At 28.9% G+C, this 16,953-nt stretch carries 14 protein-coding genes; 9 read left to right on the top strand and 5 right to left on the bottom strand.

Going from position 1 to position 16,953, the window contains the following annotated elements:
* Positions 1-88 precede the first annotated feature (88 nt).
* The 8 genes from DFR66_RS06600 to DFR66_RS06565 all read left to right on the top strand — a co-directional run bounded on the left by DFR66_RS06600 (position 89) and on the right by DFR66_RS06565 (position 9,676).
* Complete coding sequence (locus DFR66_RS06600) at positions 89-367, top strand: helix-turn-helix domain-containing protein (RefSeq protein WP_114754047.1); 279 nt, start codon at positions 89-91, stop codon at positions 365-367.
* Positions 368-467: 100 nt separating this feature from the next.
* Entirely contained in the window at positions 468-2,627 is a 2,160-nt protein-coding gene (locus DFR66_RS06595) for a VapE domain-containing protein (RefSeq protein ID WP_114754046.1), read from the top strand.
* A gap of 399 nt (positions 2,628-3,026) precedes the next feature.
* A complete protein-coding gene (locus DFR66_RS06590; RefSeq protein WP_114754045.1) occupies positions 3,027-4,151 on the top strand; it encodes a cysteine desulfurase family protein in 1,125 nt (374 codons plus the stop codon).
* 1 nt (position 4,152) lies between these two features.
* The gene (locus tag DFR66_RS06585) at positions 4,153-6,414 is read left to right on the top strand and encodes a DEAD/DEAH box helicase family protein (protein WP_114754044.1); all 2,262 of its coding nucleotides are present in this window, start codon (positions 4,153-4,155) and stop codon (positions 6,412-6,414) included.
* Positions 6,415-6,423: 9 nt separating this feature from the next.
* Positions 6,424-6,651, top strand: a complete 228-nt coding sequence (locus DFR66_RS06580) for a hypothetical protein (protein WP_114754043.1) — start codon at positions 6,424-6,426, stop codon at positions 6,649-6,651.
* 1 nt (position 6,652) lies between these two features.
* Positions 6,653-8,776 carry a hypothetical protein gene (locus tag DFR66_RS06575; protein WP_114754042.1) on the top strand — a complete coding sequence of 708 codons (2,124 nt, stop codon included), beginning with the start codon at positions 6,653-6,655 and terminating at the stop codon, positions 8,774-8,776.
* A gap of 7 nt (positions 8,777-8,783) precedes the next feature.
* A complete protein-coding gene (locus DFR66_RS06570; protein WP_114754041.1) occupies positions 8,784-9,254 on the top strand; it encodes a hypothetical protein in 471 nt (156 codons plus the stop codon).
* A 26-nt stretch (positions 9,255-9,280) separates the two neighbouring features.
* Positions 9,281-9,676, top strand: a complete 396-nt coding sequence (locus DFR66_RS06565) for a hypothetical protein (RefSeq protein WP_114754040.1) — start codon at positions 9,281-9,283, stop codon at positions 9,674-9,676.
* A 145-nt stretch (positions 9,677-9,821) separates the two neighbouring features.
* On the opposite strand, the gene DFR66_RS06560 is transcribed toward DFR66_RS06565, so the two are convergent.
* The 5 genes from DFR66_RS06560 to DFR66_RS06540 are packed head-to-tail and all read right to left on the bottom strand — an operon-like array spanning position 9,822 to position 16,347.
* Complete coding sequence (locus tag DFR66_RS06560; RefSeq protein WP_114754039.1) at positions 9,822-10,355, bottom strand: 3'-5' exonuclease; 534 nt, start codon at positions 10,353-10,355, stop codon at positions 9,822-9,824.
* 2 nt (positions 10,356-10,357) lie between these two features.
* Positions 10,358-11,098, bottom strand: a complete 741-nt coding sequence (locus tag DFR66_RS06555; protein ID WP_114754038.1) for a hypothetical protein — start codon at positions 11,096-11,098, stop codon at positions 10,358-10,360.
* A 17-nt stretch (positions 11,099-11,115) separates the two neighbouring features.
* Positions 11,116-12,243 (bottom strand): phosphoadenosine phosphosulfate reductase family protein, encoded by a 1,128-nt coding sequence (locus DFR66_RS06550; RefSeq protein ID WP_114754037.1) that lies wholly within the window; start codon positions 12,241-12,243, stop codon positions 11,116-11,118.
* The gene (locus tag DFR66_RS06545) at positions 12,240-15,470 is read right to left on the bottom strand and encodes an ATP-binding protein (protein WP_114754036.1); all 3,231 of its coding nucleotides are present in this window, start codon (positions 15,468-15,470) and stop codon (positions 12,240-12,242) included. Before DFR66_RS06545 ends, DFR66_RS06550 begins: the two co-directional genes overlap by 4 nt.
* Positions 15,457-16,347 (bottom strand): DUF4007 family protein, encoded by an 891-nt coding sequence (locus DFR66_RS06540; RefSeq protein WP_114754035.1) that lies wholly within the window; start codon positions 16,345-16,347, stop codon positions 15,457-15,459. Before DFR66_RS06540 ends, DFR66_RS06545 begins: the two co-directional genes overlap by 14 nt.
* A 239-nt stretch (positions 16,348-16,586) precedes the next feature.
* Between DFR66_RS06540 and DFR66_RS06535 the strand changes: the two genes are divergently transcribed.
* Positions 16,587-16,907, top strand: coding sequence for a helix-turn-helix domain-containing protein (locus tag DFR66_RS06535; protein ID WP_114754034.1), 321 nt, complete (start codon positions 16,587-16,589; stop codon positions 16,905-16,907).
* Positions 16,908-16,953 lie beyond the last annotated feature (46 nt).

Raw genomic sequence — 16,953 nt, 5'->3', positions numbered from 1 at the left:
TACAAAATAGTCCCTCGGGACTATTTTGGGACTTTTGGACTTTTTTCTCGTCCAACATTTGCACCATAACTTTTAAATCATTTAAAAAATGGAAGCAATAATTTTAACAAAGGAGCAGTACACTGAAATCGTAACGCGTTTAGAGAACATCACCCAACAACTCAACTCAAAGGTAGGTCCAAAAAAGGAAACCTTTTTAGACAATCAAGAATTCCTCTTATTACTCAAAATCTCCAAAAGAACAGCTCAAACCTGGAGAGATGAAGGTAAAATTTCATTCAGTCAAGTGGGAAACAAAATCTACTACAAACTCTCGGATGTAGAGAAATTGATGCAAGAAAACTATAACAAAGCTTTCAAAAGATAAGCTTATGAAAAGCTGCAACGGAACCTGTGAAGCTTGCGAATGCAAACTTTTAGACGAATCAAAACTGAACACTAAAAACTGATCACTGAACACTATAAATATGGTAACAATATTCAAAAACTTCAACGAAGTGGTCGAACACAAAACAATTTCGGCCATTTTAGAAGAAATCAAAACTGGCAAATACAAGCATGCCATCACATACCTCCGAAAATCACTTTCAGAGAAAAAGATGGAAGCCTATGAAAAAGCCAAAAAATCATTACCGGCATTTACTCCTTCAGGTAAGTTTGAAGGTGGTAGAAAATTAGAATTCCTAGTGGAATATTCGAATGTAATGATCCTGGACATCGACAAATTAAGTGCAGCCGATTTGCAAAATGCAAAACACCTCGCCAATCAATCGGAGTTCACTATGGCTAGTTTTGTAAGTCCTTCAGGAAACGGATTAAAAATTTTGGTAAAAATTGACACACCAAAAGCAGAACACAAAGAAACGTTTCTAAAAGTACAGGCGTACTATGAAAACCTCCTAAAACTGGAAATCGACAAGTCCGGAAAGGACCTAACCAGACTATGTTTCTATTCAGCGGACGAAAACCTATATCTCAACGAAAACGCAACTGTCTTTGCTACTAATCCCAATAAACCCTGTCATGCTGAACTTGTTTCAGCATCTCCACCGCCAACTGCGACTGTGACTGCGACTAATTCCGATGCCATCTACAACCACTGCGTAAATTTCACCGAAAAAAAAGTGCAATTTGTGAATGGTAGTCGCAACGTGTTCGTGCATCAATTAGCGTGTAACCTAAACCGAAAAGGGGTTTCATTACAAGAAGCATTGGTTTATATTCTAACCGATTTTGGGTATGATGAAAAAGAAGTAACACAAACTGTAAACAGTGCCTACGGCAACATCCACGAATTTGCGAAGAATTCCCAACCACTGGAGGGATGGCCAAAAGCCGGGATGGCAGAACTCAAACCAAAGAAACTGAAAACGGACAACCCACAACCCACTACAAACGATGCTTATGAAGACGACGAAGACCAACCAAAACCAACCCAAATAGACCGCTTAGAGCTGTTTCTATCCACCCGCTATGTATTTCGTCACAACATCGTTTCCGGTAAGTTAGAGTTCCAATATTTCGGGAAAAAGAAATGGAATGTAATGAATGACTTTATTGAAAACTCCATGCTTCGCGAATGTCTAAAAGGAAGAATCAAAACAAACCTTTCGTCATTGCGAAACTTACTGTATTCTGATTTCTGTCCGTTATTCAATCCGTTCGAAGATTACTTCTATAACTTACCTAAATATGAACCGGATAGCTCCCTCCCTTTTGGGGAGGGTTGGGGTGGGGCTGATTATATCAACGATTTAGCCAACACCATAACCACAACAAAACAAGAATTGTGGCAGCAATGTTTCAAAAAATGGATTGTAGCAATGGTCGGTTGTGTATTAGATGATAAAGTAATCAATCACACGGTTATTGTCTTTAGTGGCAAACAAGGATTAGGCAAAACAACTTGGGTAGAGAAACTCGTACCCAAACAATTAAAAGAGTATTTGTTTTCGGGTACCATCAACCCGAACAACAAAGACACATTGGTACAACTTTCAGAATGTATGTTAATCAACTTGGACGAGCTCGAAAACCTAAACCGTTCCGAAATCGGAAGCTTAAAAGAAATCATCACAAAAACGCAAATCAGAATGAGAAAGGCTTACGGTCATAACAACGAAACAATGCCAAGACGTGCATCTTTTGCCGGAAGTGTCAACACCGCTCAGTTCTTAAACGATAGTACAGGAAGCAGACGTTTTCTTTGTTTTGAACTGGAAGGAATCCAGTACCAACATGAGGTAGATATTGACAATGTTTTTTCCCAAGCTTTGTATCTGTTTAAAAGTGGATTCAGACATTGGTTCGATCAAGAGGAAATCAAAAACATCACTGAAAACAATGAACAATATCAACTTCGAAGCCCGGAAGAAGAACTATTGCTCACCTGGTTTGAACCGTGCGACAGACAAACAGCCACCCTCTTTCTGAATGCCTCACAAATAGCAGCCAAATTAGCGGAAAGAGCAAAAATCACAATTAATGACGGAACCATTAATAAAATCGGAAAAGCATTAAAAAAACACAATTTCACCCGATTGATGAGAAAAGGAAGTCCGGTCTATGCCCTCACAGAATTCACATACGAAGACGTGGACATAACCAACCGAAAAACAGAACAATAAGAAGCAAAATTATACAAGTGGAAATCGAAAGTTTCCACTTTTTTTTCTCCCAACTCCCAACTCAAAACTCCCAACTCAAAAAAGGGTGTATGGGGTGTAACCAAATTTCCACACAAACATTTTTTATTTTTTCACTTTTCTAATTTTCGGGCAACATCAGAACAAAAGAATGCATAATAGTAAATGGTTTGGAGCAGTTTGCATTCAAAAATCTATATAAATCCATTTTTTAAAATCACAAAAATAAAAAAATGTTTTAGCTCTTTTTTCCTTACACCCTACACCCTTTGATAGTTATACTGTTTTTTACTCTGAATTGCAGTCTTTTTCTTCATTTTACGGCTTTCCGCAATTTTATATAGACACCTTTTTTGTAATATTGTATTTTAAACAATTTTAATGTCAATTAACTATTTCGATACAGCTAGTACAACTAAAGTTGACTCAAGAGTTCTTGAAGCAATGTTGCCCTATTTCAATGAAATTTATGGTAATGCATCAAGTAATCATATTTTCGGTAAAACCGCAAAGAAAGCTATTGAATTAGCTAGAAAACAAGTTTCGGAATTAATAAATGCTAATGAAAATGAAATTATTTTTACATCAGGTGCTACTGAATCAATTAATTTAGCTTTAAAAGGTTTTTTTGAAGCCAATTATGATAAAGGAAATCATATCATTACTGTCAAAACTGAACACAAAGCGGTGCTTTCAACTTGTGAATATTTAGAGACTAAAGGGGTTGAAGTAACCTATTTGGATGTTGATAATAATGGATTAATTTCTATTGATGATTTAAAGAAAGCTATCAGAAAAGATACGATTTTAATTTGTATAATGTTCGTTAATAATGAAACTGGAGTGATACAACCAATTAATGAAATTGGATTAATAGCTAAAGAAAGTGAAATAATATTTTTTTCAGATGCAACACAAGCTGTCGGTAAAATTTGGGTTGATGTCGAAAAAGATAATATAGATATGCTTTGCTTCAGTGGCCATAAATTAAATGCACCTAAAGGTGTTGGTATATTATTCAAAAAAAGGAATATAGAATTAACTCCTCTTATTCATGGTGGTAGTCAAGAAAATGGTTTGAGAGCAGGAACTTATAATACACCTTTGATTGTTGGCTTGGGAAAAGCATGTGAAATTGCTTTACAGGAATTGGATGATGTTGAAGATTATATAATTAAACTGAATAGTTATTTAATTCAAGAATTAAAAAAATTAAAAGGTGTTGTGATAATTGGAAATGAAAAAAATAAAGTTTATAACATAGTTGATGTTATGATTCCGGATTTAAATTCTGATATATTTATAGCAATGGAAACAGGTTCTGCATTGAGTAATGGTTCTGCATGCACTTCTGAAATAATTGAAAGTTCTCATGTATTAAAAGCAATGGGATTTAGTGATGTTGAGTGTAATCAGACAATTAGAATTTCAATATACAAAGAGATAAATGAATCCAAAATAAATGATTTAATAACGATTTTAAAGGCCGAAATAAAAAATATATAGTATGTTAAAGAATGTTAATTGGGCTGAAGATAGAGATTATAAGACTGGAAGTGAAGATGAGCCATTACAGTTTTATATAGATGCTTTATGCAATAGCAATTCATTTGATTTATTATTAGGGTATTTTAGTTCTTCAGCTCTTAATGTACTATCATTAGGTTTTGCAAACTTTATACATTCTGGTGGTAAAATGAGAGCAGTAATTAACAATGTATTGTCAGACGAAGATAAAAAGGCAATTGAAAAAGGGCAAAATAAAGATGGAATTTCAACCATTTATAATTTTAATAATGTTAGGGAATTAAAGGCTTCATTAGACGAATATGGTAAGCATTTCTTCGAGTGTTTTGCTTGGTTAATTGCAAATGATAGAATTGAAATAAAAATCATTAAACCAAAAGACGGAAAAGGAATTTCACATTATAAATCAGGTGTTTTTAGCGATGGCGAAAATTCGGTTAGTTACAAATCATCTTGTAATTTTACCTATTATGGTTTTGTTGAAAATCTCGAAGAATTAGAATGTAGATTATCTTGGGAAGACGATAGTTCACAAAGGTCAGTCAATAAACAGATTAAATATTTTGAAAGGATTTTTTCTGGAAAATCTGAAAATGTGGATTATCTTAATATTGAGGATGTAAAGTCTACTATAATTGAAGAATTTGGGAACAAAAGCTTAAAAGAATTATTAAGTAAAGAAGATTATCTGCTCAGTAAGAGAGAAAGCATTTTTGACAATATAAAAGTGAAAAAATCAATCAATATGGCAATGGAGCAAATGTCAGAATATGAAAAAATTGATAATTCTCCTAAATTTCCATTTGATGGTGGACCTCGTGAATACCAAATAAAAGCTTATCAAAACTGGGTTGACAATGATAGGAAAGGACTATTTGCAATGGCAACAGGAACTGGTAAAACAATAACATCGTTAAATTGTATTGTAGAAGATTATAAAATAAATAAGTTTTATAAGTTTATTGTTTTAGTGCCTACTATTTCATTGGCTACTCAATGGGAAAAGGAAATAACTCAGAAATTTAAATTTGAAGAAGTAACAATTTGTTCTAGTTTAAATAATAATTGGGAAGAGTCTGTTAGAAATTATGGCAGAAATATAAGGCTTGGTAATGATGTTAATTTTTGTATTTTATTAACCTATGCAACTTTTAGAGGTCAAAGATTTCAAAACATTTTTAATGATTTATTTAAAAATGAATTTAAAAATATTACAATCATTGCTGATGAGGCTCATACATTAGGTTCAAAAAATTTATTAAAAGTTTTGCCACTTGGTATTGAAAAAAGAATTGGATTATCGGCAACTCCTGAAAGACAATATGATGAAATAGGGGAATTAGAATTATGTAGCTTTTTTAATTCATATCCACCATTATACACTTTTAATTACAACATGAGAAAGGCAATTGATGATAAAGTATTATGCAAATACTATTATTATCCAATAATTGTAGATTTAGAAACTGATGAATTAAATGAATATAGAGAAATTACCAATAAACTTAATAAATTTTTAGATCCTAAGACAGGTAAATATAAAGATGATCCATACGTAAATAGTCTATTAATTAACAGAAAGAACATCATCCATAAAGCAAGAAAAAAATCAAAGTGTTTAGTTAATATAATTGATGACATAGGTAAAGACAAATTTAAATATGCTTTTATTTATGTTCCGGAAGGTTACGAAACAAATTATGATGAAAATGATTTAGATCGCGATGATGAAGATGATGATTCGATAATTAATTTATATACAAACTTGTTGTATGATAAATATAAATTTAAATTAAAAAAGTTCACAGGTGAAACAAAACATAGAGACGAAATTCTGAATCAATTTAGTAAAGGTGATTTGGATGCATTATTGGCAATGAAGTGTTTAGATGAAGGAGTTGATATTCCTCAAACTCAATTCGCTATTTTTTGTTCAAGCACTGGTAACCCTAGACAATACATTCAAAGAAGAGGTAGAGTTTTGAGATTTCATGGTAAAAAAGAGTATGCATATATTTATGATATGATTGTAAAACCAATCCTTGACATTACAACAACTGATTCAAATCAAATAAAATTAGAAAAAAATATTCTAGTAAGTGAATTAAAAAGATTGGTAAATTTCGCAGTCCTTGCAGAAAATAAACTTGAATGTTTGAAAGAATTAGAAGACTTATGTTATAGTTTTGGTATCGATATATATGATTTAGCGAACATTGAGGAGGAAAAATATAATTTATAAATTGATTTTATGAAAAGTTTAAATGATAATTTAAGAGAAGAATTTGGGGAAATTTTAAAAACTCCTGAAATTCAAGAAATAATATCTTCAAAAAAATTAGAAATAGAAATTGTCACAAAAGCTTTTGAAAAATTGTTGGACAATAAATATGGAAATGAAGATTCTTCTTTTGTTGAAAAAGGAAGAGCCGAATTCGAAACATTTATCATTAACACTATAAAAACAAAATTGCATTAAGATGATAATAGATAAAGTAATTGTAAATAATTTTTATTGTTTCTTAGATGAAAACATATTAGAATTTTCGAAAGGATTAAATGTAATTTCGGCAGTAAATTCAGGTGGTAAATCACAGCTTTTTAATGCATTTTATTGGACTTTCTTTGATAAAATTTATGCTGATGTAGATAATAATTCCACAAGAAAAGAGTGGAAAGATGGCTCAAGACAAATTGTTTGCCCAGATTTACTTAAAGAGAGCAGCTTAGAAAATGATAAAATAAATTGTTCAGTTGAAATTGTATTAACAAATGAGTTTCATTTAAACGATGAGCCTAAAAATGAATTAATTGAATATACTTTCACTAAAAAAGTTATATATCAAAAAATCGCTAATACATTAACAATATTCTCTAAACCTGAACTTGTAATTTCCTATGTAAAAGATGGTGAAACTGAGTTTATACCTCAATATAATCAAAGTTGGTTTTTAGAAAAAATATTTCCCTCAAGCATAAGAAAATTCATGTGGTACCAAGGTGAAACTATGGATGAACTATATGATTTTAGTAAACCAAGTACACTTAAGAATGCGATTAATGAGATTTCATATTTTCCAATTTATGATAACATGGAAAAGATTGTAAAAGCATCCTCAGTAAGTATAGATAAAAAAGTTGATAAAGAATTAGGATTACAAAAGAAGCTTACTGTAACCCAACAAAACTTAATTAACGATATTAGTTATAAAACTAAGAATATTGAAAAAAAGAAAGAATCTATAATTGATATACAAAATGATATTGATAAACTTCAAGATGATATTGCTGAAGAAGAGAACAAACTAAAAGGTTATGATAAGTATAGGGATATTAAAGTTCAATTAAATGCGTTAGAGTCAGAATTGAGTTTGACTAAATCACGAATTGATGATTTAAGTACAAACAATAAAGAATCTTTAATTAATAAATGGATGTTAAATGGATGTGAAAGCTTAATAAATGCTTCCGATAAAAACTTAAATATTCTTAGTGAAGAAATAAAAAAGTTTCAAAATACAACAAATCCTGTCCCTATTTCACTTCCAGGTCCAGAGTATGTTGAAAAAATGATAAATGATAAAATTTGTTATATCTGTGAACGACCTGTCTTAGATCATACACCTGAATATGAGGCATTAGTTAAAAGATTAAATGATTTTCAAGATAATTCCAACCATAAGGTTTTACAAGATAATTATACCGAACTAAATAAGTCGAGAAGAAGACTCCTAAGTGAACTTCCAGATATTGAAAATGATATTAAAGACAAAAATAAAGCTATTAATTTATTGATAAAAAACAGAAATAGACTAGTAAATAGAATAGCGTCTGTTTATACTGATTCAGGTCATGATAAGGAAATGGATATTACTGTTGGAGCAACAACTGCAAGTCAAATACTTTCTAAAATTCAAAGTTTAAGGTTAGCAAAAGATAGAAAGTCAGATAGTTTGAGGTTTATAAAATCCGAGATTTCAATTTTAGAGGAAGGCTTAAAAAATGACTTGATTGAAAAGGAAAAAACTATGGTCAGTTTTGACACTAACTTTCCTGAAAGTATTGCATCAGATTATATTAAAATGTTTTTAAAAAGTATAGGACAGTTAAGGTCTATAGCTTTATCAAATTTAATTAATGAAATTCAATCTGAAAGTAATAGATTGTATTCATTGTACTTAGGAGGTAATACTCAGGGTGAAATTGAAATTGACAATGGTATTAGAATTATTGATATTGGAACAAAAAATGTATTAGATAATTTAAATCAAGGTGAAGTTGTAGCTCAGAAACTTGCTGTTGCTAATGCCTTTCTTTCATTAAGCGAGAAAAAAATGAAAAAATCATATCCTATTGTAGCCGATGCTTTGTCTTCTGATTTAGATCCTTTTAATACTATAAGTTTAACAATAAATATTGGCAACTCATTTGAGCAAATGATAATTATGTCAAAAGATTATTCAAAATTAGATTCGAATGAAAGAAGTAAATTAATTGAAGATGCCAAAATAGTTAAATATTACGAATTTAAAAATCGAAAAATAGACGAAAATGGCGTTAATTCAAGAACTAATAAAAAAACATTTATTACAACTATAAAATAATACTCTGATGAAAGAAAAGTTAATTATAGAATTAAATAAAAAATATATTCATCATGGTGATTATGTTCTAAAAGTTAGAGATCTTTTCAGTAGAAAACAAGAAAATCTTTCAAAACAAGATGATAAATTTTTTTCAAAATATTGGCAAGTTTATGCATGGTCAGCAATAATTGGTTTTGTTAATAACAAAAGAATAGAAGGTGCTTCATTACCACATACAAGTTCATTTGAGTTTTTAAGAATATCAAATGGTTCAGAAATAATTGCAAACGGATTAATGTTAATGGCAATTGGGAAAATTGAAGCAAAAACATCAGATGATATTTTAGATTCAAGAAAAATACTAACTATTATTAGTGAATATGCTGAAGGTGGAGCGAAACATATTCTGGAATTAAGACAAACACCTGGTTTTGAACATAAGTTCAATTATGCGGATGATTATTTCTTCGAAATAGTAGATAGAGCAAAAGTTTAAACTTATTTTAATTAGTAATACTAAATATGAATCCACAAGAATTTATAGATGGTCTAAAAAGAGACAAAGCTAGAGGAAGTCTTGCTCCTCATCAGATAATATTGTTAATTGCTTTATCAAGAATCTATAAAAAAAGCGGAAAGATTCTTTCTGATATTTTAACTTTAAATAGTGAGTTTCAAGAAGTGTGGAACTCCTATAAAAATGAGTTTAAAACAACAAATAACAAGCTAGGAATGCCTTTAAAAGCTTTTGTGAATAAAGGTTATTTAACAATTAAAATTAGTGAAGATATAAATGATTTTAGAAATCTTTCAGAACTTGAATCTAAAATTTCAACTTTAGTAATTGAAGATATTTTAATTACACTTTTTAAAGCAGATAAAATTGAAGAATATTTAATCAGTAGAATTTCAAAATAATTGAATTGGAAAAATCTAAAAAATGGTTAACCTCAAAAGAAACAAAATCCCTTCTAAAAATAAGTGATTGTAAATTAATGCACTTGCGTTTAGAAGGGAAAATAGAATTTAAAAAAGTGGGTAGAGCTTTTTTGTATTATACAATTTAAATTGTTGAAATAATTTTTTTATAGATCTCAAAAGTTAGTTTTGCATCATCTAAAGCATTGTGTTTATCCTTTCTATTCAAATTAAATATTTTGCACATATTATCTAAAGAATTATTATCAATTAAATTCTTGTTCATTTTATTGTATAAATAACTAATTGATTGAATATCTAAGTGTCGATAATTTATTTTATTATATTCTCGCATCATTGAATTTTGATGAGCCAATTTTCTTAGAAATACGACATCAAAGGATATGTTCCATCCTGCTAATTTAAAATCATGTCCCATTTCATTAAAAAAAGATGTTATCACTTGTTTAGAGTTTGGCATACGTACTAAATCATCTTTTTTTAATCCGTGAATTTTTAAAGCTGCTGAACTTATTTTTCTTTTTCTGTCAGGATTGATAAATGAATGAAATTCTTTAATAATATTCAATTTATCATCAACTAGTACTGCTCCAAATTCAATCGGATAATCCTTGAATACATCAATTCCACTAGTTTCAAAATCAATAAAACAAATCATTACTATATTTTTTTTAGCTCATTAGAAGATTTCATCAATTCTATTTCTTTCTGAATTTTATAATACATTGTTTTTTTATTTCTAGTTTTTTTAAAAAATAACACAGGTGGTTTTAAGTTTTTAGATCTTGTGTTTTTGGATGGTACAAAAAATAAATAATCATCTACTATATAGTAAGAATATGAGATGGGAGATTCTATAATTTCAAAAATTTCAAATGAACTATTCTTGCCTAATTCTGTAAATGATGATAAATTACTTTTTACTTGTTCAATTAATTTTACAATGCTTTTAGAATTATATTCATCACCTGCAATATCTTTAGACCAATGATTTCCATAGGAATCAATAAAAGGATTATTTGTATTGTATAAAAATATCGTTAAACTTGAATTTGTTTTAGCTAAAAATTGCTTTAATGTAGTAGAGTTTGATTTAAAAAAAGTTGATCCGTACATCAAGTAAATTTCTACTTTTTTTGCTTTTTCAATTTTTTTTCTAATTACTTCCTGTGCTTCTTCAAAAGTCTCAAAATAATCAACCATCCCAATTTTCTCGTACTTATCCATAGTATTATGTAACTCCATATTGTAAAATGCTGAAACAGCAAAACTAGAAACAATTGATGATAAAATTGCAACAACAATTAAGGACCATGGTTCATTAATTAATGAAAAAATCAAAATAGTTAAAAAACTAATTGAAATAATCATCCAAATAATATATTTTTCTTTAAAAAACATAAAATTATTTTTAAAATTTATATAAAACAACTTGCACAACCTTCACCTTCAGCTTCCAAGATTTCATCTTGCCAACTTGTAGAAGTTTTTGCGTTAGTTTTGTTTTTATGCATTCGTAAAAAGTGTTCTTTTTTTATCGCGTTTACACGTTCCGGTTTTTTTAATTCTTGCAAAGGTTCAATAGTCCAAGTGTACCCTTCTTTTTCATAGTCAATAGCTTTTTCATAAAGTGTTGGATGTTGTTCCAATAACCAAACCCATTCTATTTTTTGTTGAAAGAAACAAAAGAAACATCCTGAACGACTTCGCGAATAGGTTCCTTTTTTAATTTCTCCATTTATCTCAACTTCATACTCAAGCGGTAAATAATAAGCCGGTATTCCAACACCGGAATCATCTAATATTTTAAAAATATCATCAATTCCTAAAACTTCATCGTTTTCAATCAATGAGAACCTTTCCAATTTACCAACAGGATAATCGGTAGTTTTTAAAAACTCAAATACTACTTTATTAAAAAGTTTAACATCAGTATCAAGTAAAGCGTTAACCTTTTGTTTTTGAGTAAAACGCAAAGAAATAGGTTGCTCCACATATTGTAAAATCATTTCTAATTTTCCTTTTGGAGCTATTAATTCATATTGTTTTTTAACAAAATCAATATTTGAATTTGCCAAAAACTTTTTGACAACGTCTTCACTCCAAATGTTCTTTCTAAATGGAAAAATAGATTGAATATTTTCTTTTTTAGATATATAGCCTTCTCTATTTTCATCACCACGAATGCCAACATAAGAGATTGTTGGTGTGTTTCCAATTTCATTTTCAAATGGCTCCAGCTTCATTTTTCCGGTACACCAACGAGCTGTTGCAGATGGTAAATAGCCGCCGTACATGGCCAAGAAATGGTCAAAAGGATTTTTTTCCGGTGAGTTTAATTCATCAATTGATTTATATAAACGAATATTTTTTCCTAAAACCGAATTCAATTTATTAATCAAATCGTAGGTTTCATTCAACTCCTTCCCTGTATCACAAGTATAATATTCTACATCAATGTCAGGATGCTTACGGCTCATATATATTGCCAAAGCGGCACTATCTTTTCCTCCAGAAATTCCTAATACATGTTTTATTTCGCTCATAACACTAAATTTTCATTCATTTCTGTAGATAATAATTCCATAAGCAATTGCTTACGTTTGTGAACATCTAAAGTAACCAATTTTTCTTTTAATTGCATTCTTATACTTTCAAATTCTTTATTATACTCGTTTGAAATAATAATTTTATCATTAAAAATTGTTCCTGTACTTCCAAATAATTGAATGGAAACCATTTTAGTGTTGTCAGTTAATGAAAATTCATGAAGATCCGAAGCTTTTATTAGTCCTAATAAATATTCTTCCAGATTTGTTACAAGTAATACTTCTTCTTCGTCTATCATTTTATCAATAGATTTTCCAAGAGCAGCATCAGCAACTGACTTCAACCATGAAGCTCTATCATCTAATGGAGAAATTAATCTTTTATAAAAAATAGACTGTTCAGTTCCTAATAAACTTAAATTAATACTTTTTAATCTACCTTGAATTTCTAATTTATAGCTTTCGAAATCAGTAGTTTCACAATAAAAAGAGAGAATTATTTTTTCTTCAATTCTATCTAGTAAAGCATCATAAGCGGACCGTATTTCTCTGATAGCATCTTGAATATGATACGTGTAGGATTTTAATATTTCTTCATCATCATTTATAGATATTGAATGGAAACCTAAAGCATTTGGAAATTGATTGAATAAAGCATCTTCCGGATCTTTGGCAGTCTTAATTGCTTCTCTCAAACTTATTGCCTTCGGTGAAAGTCTTTTAGTATTTATGGTGTATTCATTCAATCCTCTAAAAAAACGTAAAAAATTACCAAAAATAGAAAGAAACGTACTTTTAGTTCCGAGTTCATTGTCACCAACCTGAACAAGTTCCTTATAACTTTCTAATAGGTTTACTTTTAAACCAGAAACATCATAACTCTTAATTGAATAATTTGTTGGTGTTTTATGAATTAAGTCTAATACATCTTCAGTCAAATAAGGGATAAATCCATTGACTTCGTGGAATAAGGCAAAATCTTCTTTATTAATTATCAAGAACAACGGAACCCAAAATTCCGTAAATCCTTTTTTTAATTTGTATGGTGCTTTACTAAGTATTTCATACAATTCCCCTAAATTTCTTCTGGATGAATTAGCCGATTTAATAAAAGCATCACATTCATCCCATAAAGGTTTAAATGTTTTATCTGTTGGTGAAGAAAAATAAAAATGGTTTAATTTATCGTCTTTTCTATGAATTCCGGTATCTTTTACTAAAGTTATATAAATAGATTTTTCAGGCGGAAATTTATCATTTGGGAAGCCTAGATTTTCAACACTTTCATTTTTTAATAAATGCCGTAAAAAAGACTTTCTAGCTGTGCTTATCTGAGGACTTAAAAATTCTTTATTGACTAATTCATTTTTATAATGTGGTGCATTTTTAAATTCTAAATCACAAATTTTAGATAGTGTTTCATTCAAAGCTCTTTTAGATTTTATAAACTCAACTTTGCCATTATAAAACCAAATATTTTGATCATTAGAAATAAATAAATTATCTAATACGAATTTTTCTAGTTGTTGTAAATGAAATTCTTCTTCTTTTTTTAAGAGATTAATTGCATTTCGGTCTTCTTTGTGTTTGTTTATTAGAAATTTAAGCTTATTAACTGTAAAAATCTCATTATGAATTTCTTTTGAATTTTTATAAATAACATATAGATTACTCCCTGAATTATTTGATGCAGCTTTTATATCTTTTTCCTTAATATTACTATCAAAAATCAAATTAATGTAACCATCTAAAGCTCCTTCTGCTTTTGATATTGAACTTAAATCAGTCAATATTTTAAATTCAAAAAATCTTGGTGTTCCTTTTTCAAAAGAATCCTTTTTAACTAAAATTACTGGAAAATCAACTAAATCACTGATAGCATCGGTAACAGAAAAGTCATGATTGATTTCTTTTGTTACATCAGCCAACTCTTGCTCGATATCTATATCTGTTCCTTCAAGGAAATTAATTTTATTACTATGCTTGTAAAATCTTAATATTCCTGCTTTATCTAATTTATCAACAGTTTTTTCAATTAATTCACCATCAAATTCACTTGTATAATGAACATATTTGGAGATGAATTTTTTGTCAAATAATCCGCCCGCTTTTGTAAAAATATTAACTAGACAAATGGTTTTAATTAATTCAGTTACTAGTTTGTAATCAACATCAACTATTAATTCCGATCGCTCTAAAGCTCTAAAACAAGTTTGCCATTGCGATCTGTGTGGATTATTAAAACTGTAAATTTCACTTCCTAAAGTATTTACTAAATAATCAAACACATTTGAAATTGAATAAAATTTACCATTGAATGAATTAATGGAAAATTTTGTATTATCATTTAAAAAAGTAAATAAAGAACGTTCATTTTGGCCGTATCGTTGTAAAGCATTAACGAGTATATTAGCTGAAAGCCAATCAAGTGGATAAAGCGATTTAGCTAATTCTGTTGTACTTGCCTCATTAAAATTTATAAGGTTACTGTTTTTTATTGCTTTGTTTAACAAGTTGAAACTATCTTCATACTTTTTTGTTAATTCAAAATGTTCCAATCTTTTAGAAGCAAAATATAACAATTGCTCAACCGGTTCATTAAAAAGAAGTTCAACAAATCTACCTTTAATTTTTTCCCATTCTTGTTTTTCTGAAATATCTAATGAAACGGAATAGGAAATAAAACTTTGATGCAATGAAATTATGAAAAACACATTTTTTGAATCGTCATTTGCCCATTCAGAAATTAATTGAAGTAAGTACAAATCATTATTCTGTTTGTTTTTTCCAATGAATTCTAAAAACTTACCAAATTCATCAATGATGATTACTAACCCTTTATTCTTTTTAGCTGCTGTATTTCTTCTTTTTTCAAGCTCATCAATTATGTCTTTTGAAGAACCCATTTTTAATTTTAAGACTTTTAACAAAGAGTCAGTTAATGATGAATTATCTCCAACTATTTTAATGAAATCATAGGAATGAGATTTTGATTCATTAGAATAACTGAAAAAAATCTTTTCTTTAAGTAAGTTTTTTTCAAATGCCCATAAAAAAGTGGACTTCCCGGTTCCATAGTTACCAATTAAGGTATAAGATTTATTACTCTTTGACGTACTTCCGACTATACGTTCATAAATTTGAATCGCATTCGGTGTAACAACATAATTCAAGTCTTTTGACTCGTCTCTTAAAATATTTGTTGATATATTACTGTATTGCATAATACGATTCTAATAAATTATTTTGATAATCTGTTGTGATACCTTTTATTTGAATTTGTCTTATTCCGGCATCGTTCTTATATATAAATTCAGGATAATTCAAACATAATCTGTCAATCAAATTGTCTAAACCATCATTTGAAAGACAGAAATAAGAACCAAAAGAATTACGTATTTCATCATGACTAATATCTTTTCTTTCTCCTAAATAATCCAATAAGCAATAAGCTAAAATTGCTGTCGGAATACCATTTCGCACTTCTTTATTTATTCTGTAAACAGTTTCACCATTGCTATTTTTAGTATTTAATTGTGAAATTAAATTTAATTCTAATAAAGGTGAATTAAAATCATCCTCAATTGTTTTTAATGATTTTGTCGGAGTAGCATAGGACTTTACAAATACTTTATAGTCTGAATTAAGTGTATTAGAACTTACTTCTCTAACATTATTTTCACGGAGTTTTTTTTCAATAAATTGAATGATTTGGCTTTCCGAAAATTCTAAACTTACTTTATCATTAAAATATTCCGAAAAAATTAAATTATAAATACTAGCATAATTTGTCTTACAGATTTTATATTGTAGTAACCATAATGTTCCTTCATCTTCCAAATAAGGATCATATTCATAACCTTCTAAAAATAATTTTTTAGATAATTCCAAAACTTCATGTTTATCATTAACTAATCCAAAGGCTTTCAACCAATGTTGTATTGACTGCACCATATTCTTACCAACACCAAGTTTTGAAATCGCTATTTCAGGTTTATTAAAAACCGTATATCCTTCATTATCAATTATTTTAACACCTTTTGATAGCCATTGTTGTCTACAATGAAAAGTATCATGCCCTGAAAATTTGAAATCACTCATAAATAAAATTTAATACGGCAATTTAATAATTTTTCTATGGATGAATTCATCCATTGACTAAAACTTATTAAAATATTATGCGAAATTTTTTAAACAATTGAATATTAGTATTTTGTATTTAATTTAAGGTTTTTTCCTAAATTCTATCAATATATTTATCTTTACAAAAACCGTCTCTATTCCAGGTATCCGTAGAGCCGGCTCTTTATTTGTTTCGTTTCGTTAATTTCATTTAAACTATGGAAAATCCTTTTGAACTCATTATGGAAAGACTTGATAGAATTGAAAAAGCTATCGAAAATCTAAAAACAGCGAATCCTGTTCAGGTCAATAATGCACCCATGAATGTAAAAGAAGTATCAAAATACTTAAACCTTAGTGTTTCTGCAATCTATAAATTAACTTCCACAAGTGAAATTCCTCACTACAAAAACGGAAAACGACTTTATTTCAAAAAAGAAGATATTGATGAATGGATATTCTCAAAAAGAATTAAAACAAACGATGATATCGAAAAAGAAGCAATGGATTACATCAGGAAAAATCCAAGACAATTTTAGCTTAGAAATCAATAATTACTCCGAAGGACGAATAATTACTTTCGGT

The organism is Flavobacterium glaciei (assembly GCF_003350545.1).
Classification (GTDB): Bacteria; Bacteroidota; Bacteroidia; order Flavobacteriales; family Flavobacteriaceae; genus Flavobacterium; species Flavobacterium glaciei.
The sequence above is the reverse complement of the archived record's forward strand: the minus strand, read 5'-3'. Positions and strand labels throughout refer to the sequence as shown.

Coding starts and splice junctions, on each gene's coding strand:
- DFR66_RS06585 (WP_114754044.1), top strand. CDS start 4,153: ATGTTAAAGAATGTTAATTGGGCTGAAGATAGAGATTATAAGACTGGA.
- DFR66_RS06570 (WP_114754041.1), top strand. CDS start 8,784: ATGAAAGAAAAGTTAATTATAGAATTAAATAAAAAATATATTCATCAT.
- DFR66_RS06540 (WP_114754035.1), bottom strand. CDS start 16,347: ATGAGTGATTTCAAATTTTCAGGGCATGATACTTTTCATTGTAGACAA.
- DFR66_RS06580 (WP_114754043.1), top strand. CDS start 6,424: ATGAAAAGTTTAAATGATAATTTAAGAGAAGAATTTGGGGAAATTTTA.
- DFR66_RS06545 (WP_114754036.1), bottom strand. CDS start 15,470: ATGCAATACAGTAATATATCAACAAATATTTTAAGAGACGAGTCAAAA.
- DFR66_RS06550 (WP_114754037.1), bottom strand. CDS start 12,243: ATGAGCGAAATAAAACATGTATTAGGAATTTCTGGAGGAAAAGATAGT.
- DFR66_RS06560 (WP_114754039.1), bottom strand. CDS start 10,355: ATGATTTGTTTTATTGATTTTGAAACTAGTGGAATTGATGTATTCAAG.
- DFR66_RS06565 (WP_114754040.1), top strand. CDS start 9,281: ATGAATCCACAAGAATTTATAGATGGTCTAAAAAGAGACAAAGCTAGA.
- DFR66_RS06600 (WP_114754047.1), top strand. CDS start 89: ATGGAAGCAATAATTTTAACAAAGGAGCAGTACACTGAAATCGTAACG.
- DFR66_RS06555 (WP_114754038.1), bottom strand. CDS start 11,098: ATGTTTTTTAAAGAAAAATATATTATTTGGATGATTATTTCAATTAGT.
- DFR66_RS06575 (WP_114754042.1), top strand. CDS start 6,653: ATGATAATAGATAAAGTAATTGTAAATAATTTTTATTGTTTCTTAGAT.
- DFR66_RS06590 (WP_114754045.1), top strand. CDS start 3,027: ATGTCAATTAACTATTTCGATACAGCTAGTACAACTAAAGTTGACTCA.
- DFR66_RS06535 (WP_114754034.1), top strand. CDS start 16,587: ATGGAAAATCCTTTTGAACTCATTATGGAAAGACTTGATAGAATTGAA.
- DFR66_RS06595 (WP_114754046.1), top strand. CDS start 468: ATGGTAACAATATTCAAAAACTTCAACGAAGTGGTCGAACACAAAACA.